The organism is Neobacillus niacini (genome assembly GCF_036961885.1).
GTDB classification, from domain to species: domain Bacteria; phylum Bacillota; class Bacilli; order Bacillales; family Cytobacillaceae; genus Neobacillus; species Neobacillus niacini_H.
Genome location: NZ_JBALNQ010000018.1, coordinates 24,150 through 44,839, shown reverse-complemented (window position 1 = coordinate 44,839; position 20,690 = coordinate 24,150). Strand labels below are relative to the sequence as shown.

Below are 20,690 nucleotides of genomic sequence, written 5' to 3'. Positions count from 1 at the left end.
GAATAAAAGAATTACTCCCTAAAAAATGCTCGAAATAACTTTCCAATAATAAAGATTTTTGACTTCTATAAAAAGGCAGTGACTAGTTTGACTCCGAACTAGTCCCTGCCTTTTTTTTGTTTATAAATATTAAAATATTCAGCTCTCTGGATTGTACTTCTCCTGATTATATAGATAACGGTAACTGAATTAATAAAAACAACAAATTAACCTGCTTTATCAAATAATGATATTTTTAATTTGCATTTTATACATCTATGAGGGTTAAAGTACAATTCCGAAAACTTTGAATATTGTGCCTTGAAATACGGCTTAGTAAAATTTAAATAAGTAGCATTCATTCGTTAAATTTCCTCGAAAGAGAGCATTATGAAAAGCTGAGGATTTTTTTAGAAATACCTGCATCACAAATTTTGGGTTTTGAAAAGAAGTGTTTTATTAAAATGGTTTTACTTCTTCGAAAACGCTTACTGACAATGTTTCCGATTTCATAATGTTTACACTGGGCAAAAGAAAATTTTTATAAAAGTTTTTCAATTAGTGAAGGAGGAGCATTAGATGAAAAAAATGACTGCTGAAAAAGTGCAAGGATTTCAACCGATTGCACCGCCGGAACCAGATCTTAAACCGGAGCAAATGGTTCAGCGTGCAAGAAATTTAATCCCATATTTGCGGGAACAGGGACCAATCATGGAGAAAAATAGGCGTATCAGCGACGAAGTGAATCGACGGATTATTGATAATGGGTTCTACCGTATGCTGCAGCCTCGGGTTTTTGGAGGCTATGAGATGGATCTTCGCCAATATGTGGATGTAATCATCGAGATTTCTCGTGGTGACACTTCTGTCGGCTGGGTCACATCATTTAATGCAGGACACGCCATTTTTGCAGCTCAATTACCATTAGAAGGCCAGATCAAGCTGTTCGGTGAGGATGGAGACTTTCGGGCACCGGTAGTTACCAACCCTTTTGGTAAGGCCAAAAAGGTTGAAGGCGGATATTTGGTAAGTGGAAATTGGAATTACTCTTCTGGGGCAGAAGTTTCAAACTGGCTTGGAGTTTATACAGTAGTTGAGTCTGACTCGGGTGATTCCAAGCCTTCCGATGTCCTATTATGCTTTATTAGAGACACTGAATATAAAATTGTCGACAATTGGCATGTTCTCGGTATGAAGGGTACTGGGTCAAAGCAGTCCGTGGCAACGGATGTGTTTGTACCTGAAGAAATGGTTTTCTCCTTAAATACTTTAAGTAAAGAATTCAAGTCCCCTGGACATGAAGTTCATGAAAATCCCTTTTATAGAACGCCAACGAGGCCTATATTGGGAACACAGTTGAGTGCAGTGACTGTGGGTGTTGCTCATGCGGCGTTAGACGCTTTCATTGACTATGCGGAAAATAAACATGCTCCTTTCCCACCATTTCCGATTTTAAAGGAAGAACGAAAAGCACAAGATGCATTAGGCAGGGCAATTGGGAAACTTGAGGCAGCCAAGGCATGCCTATATTCGCTGGCAGACCGCCAAATGAAACGATGTGAACGAGTTGGTACAGATGATAAATTTACAGAAGATGAAGTGGTGATGGATATTGTTCTCACTCAAAATGTTGTTTCCTTGTGTGTAGAAACAATCAACATTGTATTCGATACGGCGGGAAGCAGCGGGGCACGTGAAGGCAGCCTATTGGAAAAGGTATTCCGTGACATTAATATGATTCGGACACATTACTATGCCGATCATACTCGAACTGCAGCAAATATGGGCGCAATCGCATTTGGGTTGAAACCGAGGGAATATTTCTAATAACTGTTTTGCGAGACGAAACCAGTATCAATTTTACAAAAAAACCTTTATTAGTAACGAAAAGAATTCATCAGGAGCGGTTCTTACCAAAGACTGCTCCTTTTCACTATTGTATAAAAATATTTTTACTGATTGTTCTTGAAAACCAACAAATAACGCCAATTTATCAATTAATAAAAATATTAATTTGCATTATATTTTCTCATGGGGGTTAATATACGATTCTAAAAACATTGAATATTGTGTCAATGGTTGTAACTTAGTAATATTCAATTAAGGGAAGAATGCTAATTAAATAGTAGATTTTTGAGATTATTCTATAAAACTATAGTTTTATAATTCGGAATTTTGAAAAAGGAAGTGGAATTATGATTCAAAGGTTAGTAACGATTTCTGTACCAGCGGGTGCTCATATGGAGAGTCAGTCCGGACTTCAAATGAATAATCCACGAGTGTATGGAAATCTGTGTAAAAAAGAAGGCGGAAATCCAGATACCGTGTTTGTGTTAATGCATCCTACAAGCAATTTTCATGGTCATTACTTGCTAGAACCTTTAACAGAGGCAGGATATGCAGTTTTTGCATTAAATTCACGGTATGTTAACAATGATTCTGTTCTAATAATGGAACGGGTTTTACTTGATTTGGGTGAAGGAATTAAGTTTTTGAAAAGTGAAGGGTTTAAACGAATCGTTTTAATTGGTAATAGTGGTGGAGGAGAGTTAATGAGTTTTTATCAGTCACAGGCTGAAAATCCTACTATCACCCACACTCCTGCAGGAGACGAGCTTGATTTAACGAAAGCTAACTTAATTCCCGGTGATGCTTTGATTTTGCTTGCAGCGCATCCTGGAAGGGCTAGAACACTTACAGATTGGCTCGATGCGTCAGTTGTTGATGAATCAAATCCTTATATTACTGACCCAGATTTGGATATGTTTTGTGAGAAAAACGGGCCTCCATATTCAATCGAATTTTTAAAACGTTACCGACAGGCTCAAATCGAAAGAAATCGAAAAATTACCAGATGGGTAAAGTCACAACTGGAATACTTCCGTGAAATAAATGATCCGGATAAAGTTGATATGGCATTTATTGTTCACCGGACCATGGCGGATCCCCGCTTCGAAGATTTATCTATTGATCCATCTGACCGGGAACGAGGAGCATTATGGGGTCCAACCCGAAAAATTAATTTTTCAGCAAACAATCTTGGCAGGTTCACCACTTTAAAATCATGGTTAAGTCAATGGAGCCTGGAAGATTCAAACGCGGATGGAGTCCGAAATATATCAAAAGTGAGTGTTCCGGTATTTATAGTTGCATACACAGCAGACCAAGCAGTCTTTCCAATGGAAACGAAAGACTTTTTTGATAGTGTTCAACACAATAAAAAGGATTTAGCAGAAATAAAAGGAGGCAACCATTATTTACTCAATCAGCCAGACCAAATAATGGAGGTTTCTCAGAAAATATTAGACTGGGTAAAAAAATACTAAATTTTATATTAAATAGAGGTGTAAACGAGATGACATTTTATCACAAAATGGGGATACTTCCGGCAAAACGTCATACAGTTTTCAGAAAGCCGGATGGTACGATGTATCGTGAACAAGTGATAGGAACATGTGGATTTTCAGGAAATCAAGCAACTTTATACCATCTAAATGATCCGATTTCCTTTAAAAAAATGGGGAAGGTGTATGATTTATCTCCGGTTTATGAAGAAGATCCAATGGTTAAGTATCGGTTATTTAATACATTTGAACTGAAAACGGATGCAGAGTCTAATGATCCCATAATGGGTCGAAATTACGTATTGGCTAACGAAGATCTAAAAATTGCGACCGTGGCGCCTGAACAGGAAATGAACTATTTTTACCGTAATTCCGAAGGTGACGAAATTCTTTTTGTTCATGAAGGAGAGGGGACGGTAGAAAGTATTTTTGGAATTTTACCTTATAAAACGGGAGATTACATTATAATTCCAGTTGGAACGACTTATCGAATTAACATGCAAACCGATTCTACTAGGTTTCTCGTCATTGAAACACAAGATGAAATTACCATCCCTAAGAAGTATCGTAATGAATTTGGACAAATGTTGGAAAATAGCCCTTATTGTGAAAGAGATATTCACCCGCCATCAGAATTAATTACTATTGACGAAAAAGGGGAATTTGAAGTAAGAATCAAAATGAACGGGAAACTAACTGGCTATATACAAGAACAACATCCATTCGATGTTGTCGGATGGGACGGTTTTTTATATCCTTGGACATTTAATATTGCGGATTTTCTACCAATTACAGGACAAATCTTACAACCACCATCCGTCCATCAAACCTTTGCAGGGACAGGATTTGTTATATGCTCGTTTGTTCCCAGGATGCTTGAATATTATCCTGGAGCCATTAAAACACCGTATTTTCACAGTAATGTGGATAGTGAGGAAGTTTTGTATTATGTCAATGGAAACTTCCACAGCAGAAAAGGTGTAGACAAAGGGGCAATTACGCTTCATCCAATGGGGTTAACACATGGCCCGCATCCGGGAGTCCTTGAGGCAAGTCTAAGTGTAAAGGAAACAAATGAGTTTGCAGTAATGATTGATACCTTTAAACCGCTGCGTGTGACCAAAAAAGCCGTGCAATGTGAGAATGAGGATTATCTGTATTCATGGTCCCAACCTCAAAATAGCTGAAGATTTAATTTGTTAAACGAAGATTAAAGAACAAACTACCAATATCTCATTTTCTGAAAAGAACCATTAAGGGATTACTCGTTTGTTTATGCAAAAGTACAAAATGGTCAAATTGAAAGAATATCAGACACAATTACTTTTGATCCAGAAACTGGAGAAATTCCATGGCAAAATTAAATGAAATTTTGGAAAGGGTTGGATAAATAGTAGGAGGAGGACGTACTGTGAATTACGAAGCAATTAAATTTGAAAAAAGAGGCAATATCGCCATTATTACTTTTAATAGACCTGAAGCCATGAATTCAGTCAACCAAAAACTGTGGCTGGAAACAGGCGCCGCATTAAAGCAATTCAATGAGGATCCAGCCCTTTGGGTGGCTATTTTAACAGGAGCTGGAGATAGGTCATTTTGTGCGGGAGCCGACTTAAAGGAAATGGCAACAGGTAATGGAACCATAACAGCGGAAATGAAGGAAATGGGATTTGCCGGAATTGTAAAAAACTATGTCTCAAAACCTATTATTGCTGCTGTTAATGGGTTTGCACTTGGAGGCGGCTGTGAAATTGCTATTTCCTGTGATTTAATCATTGCCTCTGAGAAAGCATCATTTGGGCTGCCAGAAGTAAAACGTGGAATTATAGCAGCGGCTGGCGGACTATTACGTCTCCCTAGACAAATTCCAGTCAAAATAGCGATGCAGGCCATACTTACCGGCAAAACTATTTCTGCAGAAGTGGCAGAAAGATGGGGGCTGGTAAATGAAGTTGTCCCACATGAACAAGTCCTGGATGCTGCACTTAAACTTGCAAAAGAAATAACAGAAAATGCCCCTTTGGCTGTTAAAACAAGTAAAGAAATCGTGTACCGAGGACTTGATTCTACCATTAACTTTCCCCCTGCAGCCTGGACAATCAACGACCAATATACCTCGGAGGTTTTTGCAAGTGAAGATGCAAAGGAAGGACCACGGGCTTTTGCGGAAAAACGGAAGCCAAATTGGAGCGGTAAGTAAAGGTACACTCCCCTTGTTTAATACCTTTATAAGAATGGGAGATAGTAAATGAAAACATGGCTTGTCAAGGAATTAGGGGAACCAAAAGAAGTATTAATGATGGAAGAGGTGGATAGACCTGTTCGACTAAAACACGAAGTTTTAGTTAAAGTTAAAGCTGCCTCACTTAACTTTTTTGATATTTTGTTATGTCAAGGGAAATATCAGGAAAAAGCATCACTCCCATTTACCTTCGGTTCAGAAATTTCCGGTGAGGTTGTCGAGTCCAGGAAGGATGGCCCCTTTAAAGAAGGTCAGCGCGTAATAGCTTTCCCAATCCTTCCAAATGGTGGTCTTGCTGAATATGTTTCAGTGCCTGAATCCCAAGTCTTTCTGATACCTAAATCAATACCATGGTGTGATGCAGCGGCGATGAGTGTTACCTACCGAACTGCGTTTTATGCCTTATGTAACCGCGCCAAATTAAAAGAGCGTGAAGTACTGCTTGTCCATGCGGGGGCAGGCGGCGTCGGTTCTGCAGCGATTCAATTGGGTAAGGCTTTTGGGGCTAAAGTGATAGCAACTGCAGGAGGGTCGGACAAGACAGAGGTTTGCAAGGGATTAGGCGCAGATATCGCAGTTGATTATTTAAAAGAGAACTTTGTTGAAGTGGTAAAAAGAGAAACAAGTGGCAAAGGTGCGGATGTCATTTTTGATCCGGTTGGCGGGGATATTTTTTATCGTTCCCGTAAATGTATTGCCTTCGATGGGAGGATTTTGGTGATTGGATTTGCGGGCGGCACAATTCCCAACATGGCGATTAATCATGTTCTGATAAAAAACTACTCGATTGTAGGAGTTCATTATGGATATTACGCCAAGTTATTCCCGGATCAAGTAATGGTGGAACATGAAGGAATGATGAAGCTGTATCAAGAAGGGAAAATTAAACCTCTTATTTATGAAGAATATCCATTTGAAAAAGTCCCTGAAGCTATTACCTTACTTGGTGCCAGAAAAACGTGGGGAAAAGTTATCGTAAAAATATCATAGATTACTATGGAGAATAAGAACCGTAGAGTAAAAAATCTATTGATTATTGGTAGGAGGAGGAAAGCATCCAAATGGCTGAAGATATGAAACAGGCCCTCAAATCTTATTTTCAGAGTAAGATCGAGGGTGCAGATAATCTAGAAATCCAAAATTTTAAGCAGCCTTCCGGAGGCTGGTCCGATGAGGCGTTTATCTTCGATGTTCATTGGTCAGCAAAAGGTCAAAACCGACAAAAGGGATTTGCCGTAAGGAAACAAAAAGAAGGCGGTTTTATGCCTGAAATGAAAAATTTATATCCACAGTTCAAGTTTCTGAATCTTCTAAGCAAAATCTGTGATCTCCCTGTACCCGGCGTTCATTGGTATGAAACGGACGATTCGATTATCGGCGGTGCATTCTTCGTCATGGATAAACTTGAAGGGGAAAGCTATGTTCCTTGGTCAAAGGAGGGACAGCAATTCCTGAAACAGGCACATGATGATGGGAAAATACCATATGAATTTGTTGAACTTCTAGCAAAACTTCATTGTCTGGATTATCAAAAAGCTGGTTTTTCAAATGATTTTTATGTACCTGAGGGTGTCTATGACTACATAGATAAAAAACTCATAGAAACGGAAAGTCTTTATTATAGATATATGATGTATCCGGACCCAGTCATGGTTGATGCTCTGGAATGGCTAAAGGCAAATAAACCGGCTGCCCAAAGATATTCGATTATTCATAACGATTACAGGACAGGCAATCTATTATACGAAAACAATAAGATAACAGGTATTTTAGATTGGGAAAATGCTGAAATTGGCGATCCTATGGTTGACGTCGCGTATGTTTGTGCAAAATCAAACCGAATGGATTCTCCGTTTTTATGCTATCTATTGGATAGGGAAATGTTCTTCGACACTTATAGTAGTTTAACAGGACTAACCATTGATGAAAAGGTCATTCATTATTATGAAGTATTCCATCAAGTAAGATTTGTATTGATTTCTCAATCAGCTGGAAAGGCGTTTGCAACTGGCCAAACAAAAGACTTAAGGATGGCCAGACAAGGATACCGTTGGTCGTTAATGCGTGGAATGGTCGCAGAATTATTAGGGTATTAGGAGGTTGGTGGTCATGTTAAATAAAACATTGGTTATTCATACAGTTAATCATGTATTAAAGGAATCGATTGTTCCCCAACTCCAAGATGGAGTAGCAAAAGAACAGGCTATCGCTTTAATTTCTGTTTTAAAGAATTTAGATATGTTGACTGTTGAAAATACAAGTCCCAAAGAAAAGCTCATAGTCCTGATAACGGACTCAATTGATCAACAATTACGAAAGTTGATAAGTGATTCAAAATTTTCTTTGCATTTGGAATCGCTTTCAAAGATTGAAGGGGATTTGAAAAAAGCTGAAAATATAAGTGATGTTGAAGAGAAATGGAAGCAATTAAATGAAATACAATGCAAACTAATTCAATTTCTATACAAAGAGAGGGTAAAGAATCCGCAGGTTGATGAGACCTATATTTACCCAATAAGAGAACAGATTCGTAAACAGTTGAATATTGAAATGTCAATGGTACGCTAGCAATCTGTTTTTTTGATTATGATGGTTCATAAATTTATAGAATAGTTGCATAAAAGATGATTACAGGAGGTTATGATATATGCTGGGTATTGAAAGTAAGGTTGGCATGAGTGAAGAAATTATTAAATTGCGTCAGAAGGTTAGAGCCTTTGTCGATGAGAAGGTCATACCTGTTGAAGCCATTATTGAGGAGTTTGATGAAGAGGGATTCCGAGTTTTAAGTGAAGTGCAGAGGCAGGCCAAGGAAGAAGGACTGTGGGCTTTGGGACTTCCAAAAGAAATTGGCGGCGGCGGACTCCAATTTATGGACTATGTTTATATTAACGAGATTATTGGACGGGCATCCTATGCTGCAATGTTTGCGCTGGGAACTCATACTGCCCAAGATTCAATGATGCTCCATTTATTTGGAACGCAAGAGCAAAAAGAAAAATGGCTTTTCTCTACGGTTAGAGGGGAAATGACTCCATCTGTCGGATTAACAGAACCAAATGTTGCAGGGTCTGATCCAACATTGATCCAATCTACCGCTTATCTCGATGGGGATGAATGGGTAATTAATGCCCACAAATGGTTTACATCAGGTGCAAACTTTGCCGATTATACAACGATGTTTTGTGTTACGGAACCCGAGGAGACGAACAGACATAAGCGGGCTTCCATGATCATTGTTCCTACCAATACACCGGGTTATGAGGTTGTTAGGAATGTTCCAACGATGGGTCATACGGGCGGGGGCCATTGCGAGATTCGCCTAACGAATGTAAGAGTTCCAAAAGAGAATTTGCTAGGGTCCAGGGGAGAAGGGTTCCTAATTGCTCAAAAACGGCTTGGTCCCGGAAGAATCTATCACTGCATGAGATGGCTGGGCCAATCACAACGGGCACTGGACCTTATGTGTGAAAGAGCATTAAATCGTTATGCCCATGGTTCGTTATTATCAGAAAAGCAATTGATTCAGAAATTCATTGCGGACTCTGTAACAGATATCCAATCTGCACGATTAATGACCCTTGAAGCCGCAAAGAAAATAGATAGAGGTGAAGACGCCAGAATTGATATCGCCATGATTAAGGTGTACGGTGCCAAGGTCTTGCATGATGTCATTGACCGGGCTATTCAGGTTCATGGCGCACTTGGTGTTACTTCAGATACTCCATTGGAAAAGATGTATCGGGCTGCAAGATTTGCACGGATTTACGATGGTCCGGATGAAGTTCATACAACCAGTATTGCCCGTAGAATTTTAAACAAGTATAAACAAGGGGAATCTTGGGATCCAGTTAATTTCTAATAGAAAGGTCGATTAAACTCAGGTAAACCGATTTTTTTTCAAAAATAAAGGAGGATTTATATGGCCATTATTAATTCAGTTCAAGGACCCATTTCTTCTAGCGACTTAGGAAAGACGCTTATTCATGAGCATTTTTTATTTGGATATCCGGGCTATCAGGGTGATCACACACTTGGGGAATATAATCATGAAGAGGCTTTACAAGCGGGAATCGAAGCTGTTAAAAAGATGCAAGCATACGGTATAAAAACGGTACTGGACCCTACTCCGAATGATTGCGGTCGTAACCCCCTTCTTCTTAAGGAAATATCAGAAAAAACGGGTTTACAAATTATTTGTACAACTGGTTATTACTGTGAAGAAGAAGGATCCCCCGCCTATTTTAAATGGCGTTTTCACTTATCAGATGGGGAAAACCAAATCTATGAAATGTTTAAGAAAGAGGTAACAGAGGGAATTGGTGATACCGGTATTAAGGCAGGAGCCATTAAGTTGGCCTCAAGCCGCGATAGAATAACAGATTATGAAAAAGTATTTTTTAAAGCAGCTGTAAGGGTACAGAAAGAGACCGGAATTCCAATTATTACACATACTCAGTATGGGACTATGGGGCCTGAACAGGCAGAGCTGCTTGTTAATGAAGGGGCAGATCCTCAAAATGTTCTAATTGGACATATGTGCGGCAATACAGATATTGATTACCATATTAAAACATTAAGTTATGGTGTGAATATTGGTTTTGACCGATTCGGAGTTCAAGGATTCCCTGGTATTCCAACTGATAATGATCGAATCGTGACATTATTAGCATTACTAGATAAAGGATACGGTAATAGAGTCATGCTTTCACAGGATACAGTAAACTTCTTTTTAGGCCGGAAAGTAGAGTGGCCAGAGTATTTAAAAAAATTATTAGCTAATTACCACCCGACAAACATTTTTGAAAATATTCTTCCTGTTCTCCGAGAAAAGGGTGTTGAGGAGCAATTACTAAATCAGATTTTTACCGAAAACCCACAAAATTTCTTCACTGCTAAATCAAGTGTGTATCAAGGATAATTACTTTATCATGTGAAAAATGAAGATGGGAGATTCCCTTCTTCATTTTTTCATGGTAGTTTCTTAAATTTCTATAAGAAAACAAACAACTACTACCATTTTGTCAATTTTCTAGTGTAATATAAACAATCTTAATAAAGATGATGCTTAACGTTCAATTCCGAAAATAGTGAATATTGTGTATACTAATTTGTTTAAGTAATATGTAAATTAAGAAGCCAAGATTGTTGTACCCCGATGGAAGCGCTTACTATAACGGTCTTGGAACTTATTAATTTAAAAAATCTATATTCTAAAAGAGGTGTAAAATGACAACATCAACTCTTAATAGTTCCCGATATTTATTACTAGGGGAATTAATCAGAAAAAGTGCACATCAAAAACCAAATCATTTGGCTTTTGTCTATGGGGACCAAAGAGTCACCTATCTGGATCTGGAAAATAGAAGCCTTCATATAGCAGGCTGGCTTCAGGAAAAAGGGATTGAGATTGGGGAAAAAGTTGGAATTATTTCGAAGAATAATTTAGCGTTTATTGAAGTCATGTTTGCAGCAGCCCTATCTGGTGGAGTTAGTGTTCCAATTAATTTTCGGCTTGTAGCTGAGGAATTTGTTTACATTATTAATAACTCGGATACTAAAATTTTATTTATCGAAAAAGAATACGAGGAAACTATACAGTCAATTCGACACAAACTCCCTAATGTAGAACAAATCGTTGTCATTGGGGAGGACAAATCTCAAAATATGATTTCCTATGAAGATATCTTTCAAATTAAAACTATATTTAAACCTGTTGGCGATTTTCTTACGGATGAAGATGATTGTATGATTTGTTACACATCTGGTACAACCGGTTTTCCAAAAGGTGCAGTTTTATCACATAAAAATCTTATATTGAATGCTTTAAATATGCTGACGGATATGAGATGGAAAGGATATAAACATTTAATGGTGACCCCATTATTTCATATTGCGGGGATTGGCTACATCCTTTTAATTTGTTTGAGAGGAGGTACTGGATATCTTCACCGTGAATTTAAACCAATGGATGTCTTACAGGTTATTTCACAAGAAAAAATAGAAGTAGTTTTTCTTGTTCCGGCGATGTGGAATACGATTACGCAAATTCGGAATATTCATGAATTTGATCGATCATCGATCACAGCTTGTTTGCTCGGTGCAGCTAGTTCACCAATTGAATTAAAGAAAAGAATTCTACACTATTTTCCAAATGGCGGAATACATGATGCATTTGGGCAGACAGAAATGAGCCCAACCACAACAGTGCTTAGTCCAGAAGACGCACTTCTCAAGCCGGATTCAGTTGGGAAATCTGTTGCAAATGTAGAAATAAGAGTTGTGGATGAAAACATGAATGACGTTCCCGTCGGTGAGATAGGAGAGGCAATTTACCGTGGGCCGACACTTATGAAAGAGTATTACAAAAATCCTGAAGAGACGGAAGAGGCATTGAAAGGCGGCTGGTTTCATAGCGGGGATTTGATACGTATGGATGATGAAGGGTTTGTCTATGTTGTTGGCCGTAAAAAGGACATGATCATCAGCGGCGGTGAAAACATCTATCCTGCTGAATTAGAATCCGTTCTTTACAAACATGAAGCAATTTATGAAGCAGCGGTTATAGGTGTGCCGGATGATCAGTGGGGTGAAAGTGTTAAAGCCTATGTAGTACTGAGGGAGGGGTATCTATTAACGGAGGAGGAGGTAATTCAATATTGCAAAAAACACTTGGCGTCATATAAAAAGCCCAAATTTGTTGAATTTCTTGATGAATTACCAAGAAATGCTTCTGGAAAAATCCTTAAACGGGTCCTAAGAGAAGAAGCTAAAGTTAAAAATTTACAATGAAAAAAGGGGGAGAAACTTTAAATGATGAATAAATATTTCCAGTTATTGTTTTCAGTATTATTGATCGTTTTGTTGGCGGCTTGTAATGGTGAAACTACTTCAAATGTTTCAAAAAATGACAGTGGTAAAAAAGTAGAAACTTCACAAGGTGTTACAGATAAAGAAATTCTAATCGGCAATTCTGTCCCACAATCCGGTCCTTTGGCATATGCCGATGTAGTGAGAAAAGGGATGGATACCTACTTTAACTATATTAATAAAAATGGTGGTGTACATGGTCGTCAAATTAAATTCATTTCTTACGATGACCAATATCTGCCTGCAAAAGCGATCCAAACTGCCAAACGGCTTATAGATGAAGATAAAGTATTTCTGGTTGCAGGCAATATGGGAACAGCAACAAACAAAGCTGCCCTAGATACTTATGCGAAAAAGGGAATACCGGTAATCATGTCTGCTACAGGTGCAAAAGAATTTGTTGAACCTCCAATTAAGAATTGGATCGGATTGGCGTTGATTAATTATGAAATAGAAGCCAAAATTTTGTTGGATTATGCTGTAAATGAGTTAGGGGCAAAGAAAATTGCCATTTCCTATCAAAATGATGATTTTGGAAAAGAGCCTTTAAATGCAATTAAAGATGCAATAAAAGATTACCCGGGAACTGAAATAGTACAAGAGGTAGGTTTTCTGCCTACGGATACAGAATTCAGTTCACATGCTAAGAAACTATCTGAAGCAAATCCCGATACTCTATTAAACTTTGGCAATATGAACCAAGTAGTTAATTTGAAAAAGGCGATGTATGACATTGGTCTTGAAAAAATCAAATTTGTAGCCTCTTCCAATTCAGGACAGGATATCCGGGCTTTTGACTTAGCCGGAAAGGACGTTTGGGAAGGAACCTATAGCACTGGTTATCTACAGCAAATAACTGATACAGAAAATGAAAAAGTAAAGTTGTTTTTAGATGAATTCAAGGAACAATATCCAAATGAATCTATCAATACGCTTTCTTTATCGGGATGGGCAATTGGACAAGTAATCGTTGAGGCACTTGAAAGAACTGGCGGGGAATTGACTTGGGATAAGCTTATTGAAGCAATGTATACATTTGATGAATGGGATGGATCACTTTACACAAATATAACATTCACCAAAAATAACCATTATGGGCTCTCAGGTATGTATATTACTCAAGCTCAAGATGGCACTATCGATAGGATTTCAGACCAAATCACATTTAATCCAGAAACCGGAAAAATATCTATGCAAAATACGAAAAAATAATTAGGTGATACTTGTTTTCCTGAGGTACACGAGGCATGGACTGAAACATGGGCCATGCTCTTTATTCTTATTAATAGAAAATGGGTAATTTCTTACAAACTGTTACCCATTTTCCCTAATGAAAGAGAAGGTGAACTTAGTGCAAATCATTGTAAGCGGCTTAATTTCTGGCTGTATTTATGGGTTAGCAGCATTAGGACTTGTTTTAATCTTTAAAACAACCGAAGTTGCTAACTTTGCACACGGTGAAATGGCCATGATAACAACCTTTGTAAGCTATGTTTTTTTAACTAGCTATGGATTTCCTTATTTTGTATCTCTTGTATTATCGCTTATTTTTGCAACTATATTTGGAATTGTTGTTTATTTGGTTTTTATGAAAAGAGTTCAATCCGCGCCACACTTGAATCAAATAGTACTTACATTGGGACTGTTTATGGTATTTAATGGATTGGCCGGAATTACTTGGGGAAACCAGCCATTTTCCTTTCCGGAGGCTTTCCAAGGAGATTCTTATAAAATTGGAAACGTTTTTATCACCATGAATGAAATATTTATTGTTATCTTGACCCTTGTTTTAATGCTAGTATTTTTCGTCATATTCAGATTTTCTAAGATTGGTTTAGGGATGCAGGCTGCTTCGCAGGATACTATGGCATCTGAACTTATGGGAATTAAGGTATCGGGGGTTTTTATGGCAGCATGGGCAATTGGAGCTGCTTTGGGAGGAATTGCAGGAATGATGACTGCGCCTGTAACATTCTTAAGTCCCAATATGATGTCTGAAATTTTGGTTCTGTCATTTGCAGGAGCTGTGCTTGGAGGATTTGTAAATCTTCCAGGTGCTGTTTTCGGCGGTTTGCTCGTTGGTGTGTTTGAAAACTTGATAAGCTACTATATTGCACCTGAACTAAGGATCGTGTTTGTATTTCTGTTGATCCTTATTATACTCTACGTTAGGCCGCAAGGAATATTTGGCGGTGCCAAAATTGTCAAAAAGGTGTGATGAATATTGAATCAATTGCTAATGAATAAAAAAACATGGTTATTTTTTCTCTTGGTTTTTATGCTGATCTACCCGTTAATTGCAGGGCAATCAGGTTATATGATTTCAATCGCTGTAATGATTTGTATTTATGCGATCTCCGCCATGTCATTAGATTTATTGATTGGCTATGGCGGGCAGATTTCAATTGGTCATGCAGGGTTTTTATCAGTGGGAGGATATTCCGTTGCAATTCTAGCTTCAAAGCTAGGTCTTCCATTCTTTATGATCCTTCCGTTATCCGGTGTTATCACCGCTATTATAAGTTTAATTATCGGACTGCCGGCTGTACGGCTTAGTGGACACTTTTTAGCAGTGATAACGTTGGGATTTGGACTTTCTATTCCACAAATTGCGCTAAACTGGGATGGTCTGACAGGCGGATATTCGGGATTGTCAGTGATGCGTCCGAATTGGGCGGCAAGTGATCAGCAGTTTTATTATGTAATCATTGTCATGACAGTTTTAATAACTTGGCTGATTCATAACATCTTAAAGAGTCGGATGGGAAGAGCCTTTGTGGCAATCCGAGAAAGTGAAGTCGCCGCACAGGCAACAGGAATTAATGTTCCGTTTTATAAGACGATTATGTTTGTCATCACTGCATTTTTTACAGGACTTGCTGGCGGGCTATATGGTTATTGGATTGGATTTATAAGTCCGTATGATTTTAACATAGCAACATCCTTTCTTTTGCTTGGAATGATTGTAATTGGAGGTCTTGCGTCAATTCGCGGTGCGATAATTGGAGCTGTTATTTTTACCATTCTACCTGAGTTGACAAGTTCCTTTATCGGGTTAACCAATATCATCCTTGGTTTTGCTATCGTGATTATTATCTTATTCCGGCCTCACGGTATTATTTCCTTGTTAGATTTGTTTAATATAAAACGGTTTAACGAACGCGATGTTATAAAAAATGAATTCATCATTTCCGAACAAAAACAAGGAGGCCGGCAAAGGAATGCTAAAATTTAAAGATGTTACCGTTAAGTTTGCTGGTGTGACGGCAGTGAGGAATCTTTCTTTTGAGGTGCCCCAGGGTAAAATTTATTCCATTATAGGTCCGAACGGAGCTGGAAAAACGACCGTATTTAATTGTATAAGTCGGTTTTATACTCCGATAAATGGATCAATTGAATTTAACGATATTGATATATTAAAGTTAAAGCCATATCAGGTTATTAAACAAGGGATTGCCCGGAGTTTTCAAAACATTGAATTATTTGCAAAAATGACAGTACTCGATAATTTGTTGACCGGACTTCATCCAACTCTGAAGAAAAACATATTTTCCATAACATTAAATTTACCTTCTGTAAGAAGAACCGAAATGGAATCGATTAAAAAAGCGTATGAGGTAATGGACTTACTATCTATTACACACTTGGCCCATGAAAAAGTGATAAATCTACCATTCGGTTATCAAAAAATGGTCGATATTGGAAGGGCCATTATAGCGGAACCGAAATTAATCTTATTGGATGAACCAGTGGCTGGGATGAACCCTGTTGAAACTGAAGAAATTAGTAAACTCATTTTGCGATTAAAGGAAGAAATGAATTATACCGTCCTATTAATTGAGCATGATATGTCCCTGGTCATGAAGATTTCCGATTTTGTTACAGTTATGAGTTTTGGTGAAAAAATTGCAGAGGGATTGCCAATAGATATCCAAAACAATCCGGATGTGATTGAAGCATATTTAGGTGAGGTGGGAGAAGGTGCTCCAATTATCTGATGTACACATTTACTATGGACATGTTCACGCTTTAAAGGGCATTACAATGACGGTAGACGATGGGAAGATTATTACACTTCTAGGGGGAAATGGAGCAGGTAAATCGACAACATTAAAGATGATATCAAGACTTATTCACCCAAAAAAAGGCAGCTATGAAATGGATGGGAAATCAATGTTGAAGGATAGGCCCAGCAACGTTGTTAAAAAAGGAATCATTCACTGTCCCGAAAACCGGAGAGTGTTCCCATTGCTGACTGTTGAAGAAAACCTAATGGTCGGTGCCTACAGTCGAAAAGATAAAAACATAAAAGACGATTTACAAAAAGTATTTTCTTATTTTCCAAGATTAAGGGAACGTGTAAAACAAAAAGCAGGAACATTAAGCGGTGGAGAACAACAAATGCTTGCTATCGGCAGGGCTATAATGGGGAAACCAAAAATTTTGCTATTGGATGAACCCTCACTAGGGATTGCCCCAATACTTGTAAAAGAGATTTTCGGAATTATTAAACAAATCAATCAAGAAGGAACATCGGTTTTACTCGTTGAACAAAATGCGAATATGGCATTGGCAATTTCTGATTATGCTTATGTATTGGAAAATGGACATATTGCATTGGAAGGTCACTCAAAAGACTTAAGAAATAATGATGAGGTTCGTCGTCTGTATCTTGGAGGATAACAATCTTCCCAATTCAAATTAATTAATGGAGTGATGTATATGAGTCATCAACATTTATTGAAAAATATTTCCAACCAAGTATTAACCTTAACTTTGAATCGTCCAGAACGGTTGAATGCCTTTAGCACTGAAATGTTTTTAGAGTTAATTAGTGCCTTAAAGGACGCTCAGACAAACCCGGAAGTAAGAGCTATTGTCATTAAAGGTTCAGGTCGATCATTTAGCGCTGGTGGCGATATAAATGATATGGGGAGCGATAACCCAATTAGTTTATATGATTTTGTGTACACCCTTAATGAAGGGATCTTAACCATGAGAGATACAGAGAAACCAATCATTGCGGCTGTTCACGGCTATGCGGCAGGGGCAGGGGCTAGTTTGGCCCTGGCAGCAGATTTAATTGTTGCAGCGGAAAATACTAAATTTGCATTAAGTTTTTCTCAAGTGGGCCTTATTTCGGATGGTGGCGGTTCTTACCATTTAACAAAACTAATTGGCCCTTATTTAGCTAAACAATTCTATTTTAGTGCTGAGCCAATCCTTGTTGATAGATTATACGAATTAGGTGTAGTCAATCAAATTGTACCTTCGGAAAAATTAGATGAGGAAGTTTCAAAATTAGCTACCAAACTGGCAAATGGTCCGAGCAGAGCGTATGGTTTACAAAAGAAGATTATCAATCATGCTGTAACGGCAACATTGGAAGACATTCTTGAGCAGGAGCGTGTTTCACAGGTAATGATGAATATAACAGAGGATCATAAGGAAGGGATTGCTGCTTTCATGGAAAAAAGGCAGCCTGTATTTAAAGGGAAATAATCAAGGAATGGATTAATGATGGTAGAAAAAAGGCATTTCAAAATTCTTTTTTAGGAATGCCTTATTCTATTTTCTCTTTCTTATATTTGCATAAAAACCACAATTGTATAAAAACCACCAAATACTCCTATTTTATCTATTAATTATTTTATATATGAACATTTTATTTAAATAGTGAAGGTTAAAATACAGTTAAGAAAATGATGAATATTGCGACAAATTGGTTTGATTAAGTAAAATTAAACCATAAAGAGTAATCTATATGTCAAATGTTCTACAAGAAACGGCGGGATTGAGCACAATTACTATCTAGAGAGGAAGAAAATTATTTTGGAAAATTATTAAATAATATTTTAGAAAGCTAGGAGGTTAATTATGAGTGTTATAAATGAAACAATAAATGTAGAGATGGTTAAAGAGGTCTGTAATGGTCTATTAAAACGTTTTAATCGTGATTATATTTTAACCTGTGCCAAAGAGGGCAGATATCCAGATGAGTTATATCATGCCTTCTGTGAGACAGGGATTTTAGCGCTTGGGGTTCCTGAAAAATACTCCGGTCTCGGTGGTGGTTTAACAGAAATCGTTACCGCGATGGAAATGCTTAATACCAATGGGTTACCGACCGTTAGCATTTTGCTTACAGCCTTTCCACGAAATACAGTTTTGAAGCATGGGACTGAAGAGCAAATTCAGAAGTATGCTGTGCCAACGATCAGTGGAGAGGTAAAAATGAGTTTTGCACATACGGAACCAAATTCAGGATCCAATACATTTAAAACTTCAACTTTTGCGCAGAAGACTGAAAGAGGCACATATATTCTGAATGGCCAGAAGGTATTCATAAGTGCATTTAAAGAATCTGATTATTGCTTAGTGGTAGCACGTACACAAAAATCGGATGAAGCGAATCGAACCGGTGGACTTTCACTGTTCGTAGTGGATACTAAATCGCCAGGAATCAGTGCAACCCCGCTTAATATCGGCAGTTTTGTGCCGATTGAAAAACAATATCAAGTATATTTTAATGATGTCGAAATATCGGAAGACCAATTAATAGGACAAGAAGGAATGGCAGCTAAATATCTTTTCGATGCATTAAATCCAGAACGTATTTTGGTTGCAGCACAATACACTGGTTCAGGAGAGTGGGTTCTAGCAAAGGGCGTAGAGTATGCTAAAACCCGGGCACCCTTTGACGTACCAATTGGAAGCCACCAATCAATTCAACATCCGATGGCACATGCAAAGGCACAACTTGAGGCAGCAAGGCAGGTAACGTATCGAGCAGCTGAAATGTACGATAAAGGGGAAAAAGTCGGTTACCTGTCCAATGTAGCTAAATATCTATCCGCAAATGCTCATTATGATGCAGCAAATAGTGTAATGCAAGCACACGGTGGATATGGCTTTGATAATGATTATGACGTTCTAGAAGCATTCATTATGAGTAAATTGTCGCAAATTATTCCTGTCAGCAACAATTTGGTTCTTAACTATATTGGTGAACACGTACTAAAACTACCAAAGTCTTTTTAATAATCTTGTAGAGTAAAAGGAGCGATAGTGTTGACGATAAAAAAAGATGCATATGCAATCGTTGGGCTGGGCGTGACAAAGCAGGGAAGATTCAAGGATCTGACCCATGAGGATATTAAGGTAGATGCGATGCGCCTCGCACTAAGCGATGCAGGTCTTAAAGCTAAAGACATTGATGGATGGGTCTATCAACGGGGTGGAATTGATAAGAATATCCTGATGAGCGGCGGCGTTGTTCCCAAGATCCTAGGGTTCGACCCGGGGTTTATGATGGATATCCAATGTGGCGGTGCTACCACAATTTTAGCCATTATGACAGCATGTGCGGCGCTTGATTCCGGCCAATCTAAGTATGTTGCCGTTGGATATGGCGATACACTTTCCCAGATGCGGCAGATGGGTTCATCAGATTTCTTTGGTGATTCTGATCGTGATACTAATGGTTCTTTTGGGATGTTCTCTTTTATTGCTGACCACGCCTTGGCCGCCAAGCGCCACATGGATATTTTTGGTACAACAAAAGAACAGCTTGGTACAATTGCACTTACCCAACGGGAACATGCCCATCTTCGCCCTGAAGCATTCATGCATGGCAAGCCTTTGACAATGGAGGATTACCTTAATTCCAAGAGAGTTGCAGATCCTTTAGGAAAATATGATTGCTGTCTGACAGCTGATGGTGGTTGTGCGTTCATTATTACAACCGCTGAGCGTGCGAAGGATTTGAAACAACGCCCAGTATATATATCCGGTTTTGGTTTTGGACATGATCTGGGTCCTGTTTATAATCGCACACAATATGAGCAGTGGGGAATCGAACGGGCAAAACAGCAGACGTTGCGTATGGCAGGTGTTACGATTGACGAAATCGATGTTGCGCAAATTTATGACTGCTTCACGATTGCAGTCTTGATGCAATTGGAAGGCTGGGGATTCTGTAAGCAAGGCGAAGGTGGCTCGTTTATAGAGGAAGGTCACTTAAAGTTGACTGGCAAATTACCAACGAATACCTCCGGCGGGGAACTTTCTTTCGGCTATATGCAAGGTTTCACACCTCTTGCCGAAGGTGTCCGTCAATTGCGTGGAGAGGCGGGTGCGACTCAAGTCAAAGATGCTGAACTTTGTTTAGTTACCGGACATGGAGGTTCCACTCCTGATGGAGTAGGTAACCATGAATACGCAGAAGCCGGTTTGATATTGAGGAGGGGTTAAAA

The 20,690-nt window shown here is 38.4% G+C and carries 18 protein-coding genes; all 18 read left to right on the top strand.

Features of this window, described 5'->3' with window-relative positions; all coding sequences use genetic code 11:
- Positions 1-558 precede the first annotated feature (558 nt).
- Positions 559-1,806 carry a hypothetical protein gene (locus V7124_RS09020; RefSeq protein ID WP_335488277.1) on the top strand — a complete coding sequence of 416 codons (1,248 nt, stop codon included), beginning with the start codon at positions 559-561 and terminating at the stop codon, positions 1,804-1,806.
- A gap of 368 nt (positions 1,807-2,174) precedes the next feature.
- Entirely contained in the window at positions 2,175-3,305 is a 1,131-nt protein-coding gene (locus tag V7124_RS09015; protein WP_335488274.1) for an alpha/beta hydrolase, read from the top strand.
- 29 nt (positions 3,306-3,334) lie between these two features.
- Positions 3,335-4,510, top strand: a complete 1,176-nt coding sequence (locus tag V7124_RS09010) for a homogentisate 1,2-dioxygenase (protein WP_335488271.1) — start codon at positions 3,335-3,337, stop codon at positions 4,508-4,510.
- 224 nt (positions 4,511-4,734) lie between these two features.
- The gene (locus V7124_RS09005) at positions 4,735-5,523 is read left to right on the top strand and encodes a crotonase/enoyl-CoA hydratase family protein (protein ID WP_335488268.1); all 789 of its coding nucleotides are present in this window, start codon (positions 4,735-4,737) and stop codon (positions 5,521-5,523) included.
- 48 nt (positions 5,524-5,571) lie between these two features.
- Positions 5,572-6,555 carry an NADPH:quinone oxidoreductase family protein gene (locus tag V7124_RS09000; RefSeq protein ID WP_335488265.1) on the top strand — a complete coding sequence of 328 codons (984 nt, stop codon included), beginning with the start codon at positions 5,572-5,574 and terminating at the stop codon, positions 6,553-6,555.
- 71 nt (positions 6,556-6,626) lie between these two features.
- Positions 6,627-7,661 carry a phosphotransferase family protein gene (locus tag V7124_RS08995; protein ID WP_335488262.1) on the top strand — a complete coding sequence of 345 codons (1,035 nt, stop codon included), beginning with the start codon at positions 6,627-6,629 and terminating at the stop codon, positions 7,659-7,661.
- A 13-nt stretch (positions 7,662-7,674) separates the two neighbouring features.
- The gene (locus tag V7124_RS08990; protein ID WP_335488260.1) at positions 7,675-8,133 is read left to right on the top strand and encodes a hypothetical protein; all 459 of its coding nucleotides are present in this window, start codon (positions 7,675-7,677) and stop codon (positions 8,131-8,133) included.
- 79 nt (positions 8,134-8,212) lie between these two features.
- Positions 8,213-9,427, top strand: coding sequence for an acyl-CoA dehydrogenase family protein (locus V7124_RS08985; protein ID WP_335488257.1), 1,215 nt, complete (start codon positions 8,213-8,215; stop codon positions 9,425-9,427).
- Positions 9,428-9,487: 60 nt separating this feature from the next.
- Entirely contained in the window at positions 9,488-10,486 is a 999-nt protein-coding gene (locus tag V7124_RS08980) for a phosphotriesterase family protein (protein WP_335488253.1), read from the top strand.
- 308 nt (positions 10,487-10,794) lie between these two features.
- Complete coding sequence (locus tag V7124_RS08975) at positions 10,795-12,357, top strand: acyl-CoA synthetase (protein WP_335488250.1); 1,563 nt, start codon at positions 10,795-10,797, stop codon at positions 12,355-12,357.
- A gap of 21 nt (positions 12,358-12,378) precedes the next feature.
- Complete coding sequence (locus tag V7124_RS08970; protein WP_335488247.1) at positions 12,379-13,647, top strand: ABC transporter substrate-binding protein; 1,269 nt, start codon at positions 12,379-12,381, stop codon at positions 13,645-13,647.
- A 118-nt stretch (positions 13,648-13,765) separates the two neighbouring features.
- On the top strand, positions 13,766-14,653 hold the full coding sequence (locus V7124_RS08965; protein WP_335488244.1) for a branched-chain amino acid ABC transporter permease: 888 nt from the start codon (positions 13,766-13,768) through the stop codon (positions 14,651-14,653).
- Between the two features lie 6 nt (positions 14,654-14,659).
- On the top strand, positions 14,660-15,670 hold the full coding sequence (locus tag V7124_RS08960) for a branched-chain amino acid ABC transporter permease (protein WP_335488241.1): 1,011 nt from the start codon (positions 14,660-14,662) through the stop codon (positions 15,668-15,670).
- The gene (locus V7124_RS08955; RefSeq protein WP_335488237.1) at positions 15,657-16,433 is read left to right on the top strand and encodes an ABC transporter ATP-binding protein; all 777 of its coding nucleotides are present in this window, start codon (positions 15,657-15,659) and stop codon (positions 16,431-16,433) included. Before V7124_RS08960 ends, V7124_RS08955 begins: the two co-directional genes overlap by 14 nt.
- Positions 16,417-17,118: an ABC transporter ATP-binding protein gene (locus V7124_RS08950; protein WP_335488234.1), complete on the top strand. Its 702-nt coding sequence runs from the start codon at positions 16,417-16,419 to the stop codon at positions 17,116-17,118. The genes V7124_RS08955 and V7124_RS08950 overlap by 17 nt, the downstream gene beginning before the upstream one ends.
- A 39-nt stretch (positions 17,119-17,157) precedes the next feature.
- Positions 17,158-17,937 carry an enoyl-CoA hydratase/isomerase family protein gene (locus V7124_RS08945; RefSeq protein ID WP_335488232.1) on the top strand — a complete coding sequence of 260 codons (780 nt, stop codon included), beginning with the start codon at positions 17,158-17,160 and terminating at the stop codon, positions 17,935-17,937.
- Between the two features lie 375 nt (positions 17,938-18,312).
- Positions 18,313-19,476, top strand: a complete 1,164-nt coding sequence (locus V7124_RS08940) for an acyl-CoA dehydrogenase family protein (RefSeq protein WP_335488229.1) — start codon at positions 18,313-18,315, stop codon at positions 19,474-19,476.
- 30 nt (positions 19,477-19,506) lie between these two features.
- The gene (locus V7124_RS08935; protein ID WP_335488225.1) at positions 19,507-20,688 is read left to right on the top strand and encodes a thiolase family protein; all 1,182 of its coding nucleotides are present in this window, start codon (positions 19,507-19,509) and stop codon (positions 20,686-20,688) included.
- Positions 20,689-20,690: the final 2 nt, after the last annotated feature.

Excerpts from the sequence above, each read along its gene's own strand:
- V7124_RS08970 (WP_335488247.1), top strand. The coding sequence starts at position 12,379 with ATGATGAATAAATATTTCCAGTTATTGTTTTCAGTATTATTGATCGTT.
- V7124_RS09000 (WP_335488265.1), top strand. The coding sequence starts at position 5,572 with ATGAAAACATGGCTTGTCAAGGAATTAGGGGAACCAAAAGAAGTATTA.
- V7124_RS08995 (WP_335488262.1), top strand. The coding sequence starts at position 6,627 with ATGGCTGAAGATATGAAACAGGCCCTCAAATCTTATTTTCAGAGTAAG.
- V7124_RS08955 (WP_335488237.1), top strand. The coding sequence starts at position 15,657 with ATGCTAAAATTTAAAGATGTTACCGTTAAGTTTGCTGGTGTGACGGCA.
- V7124_RS08965 (WP_335488244.1), top strand. The coding sequence starts at position 13,766 with ATGAAAGAGAAGGTGAACTTAGTGCAAATCATTGTAAGCGGCTTAATT.
- V7124_RS08985 (WP_335488257.1), top strand. The coding sequence starts at position 8,213 with ATGCTGGGTATTGAAAGTAAGGTTGGCATGAGTGAAGAAATTATTAAA.
- V7124_RS08975 (WP_335488250.1), top strand. The coding sequence starts at position 10,795 with ATGACAACATCAACTCTTAATAGTTCCCGATATTTATTACTAGGGGAA.
- V7124_RS09010 (WP_335488271.1), top strand. The coding sequence starts at position 3,335 with ATGACATTTTATCACAAAATGGGGATACTTCCGGCAAAACGTCATACA.
- V7124_RS09015 (WP_335488274.1), top strand. The coding sequence starts at position 2,175 with ATGATTCAAAGGTTAGTAACGATTTCTGTACCAGCGGGTGCTCATATG.
- V7124_RS08980 (WP_335488253.1), top strand. The coding sequence starts at position 9,488 with ATGGCCATTATTAATTCAGTTCAAGGACCCATTTCTTCTAGCGACTTA.
- V7124_RS08990 (WP_335488260.1), top strand. The coding sequence starts at position 7,675 with ATGTTAAATAAAACATTGGTTATTCATACAGTTAATCATGTATTAAAG.
- V7124_RS08940 (WP_335488229.1), top strand. The coding sequence starts at position 18,313 with ATGAGTGTTATAAATGAAACAATAAATGTAGAGATGGTTAAAGAGGTC.
- V7124_RS08945 (WP_335488232.1), top strand. The coding sequence starts at position 17,158 with ATGAGTCATCAACATTTATTGAAAAATATTTCCAACCAAGTATTAACC.
- V7124_RS09020 (WP_335488277.1), top strand. The coding sequence starts at position 559 with ATGAAAAAAATGACTGCTGAAAAAGTGCAAGGATTTCAACCGATTGCA.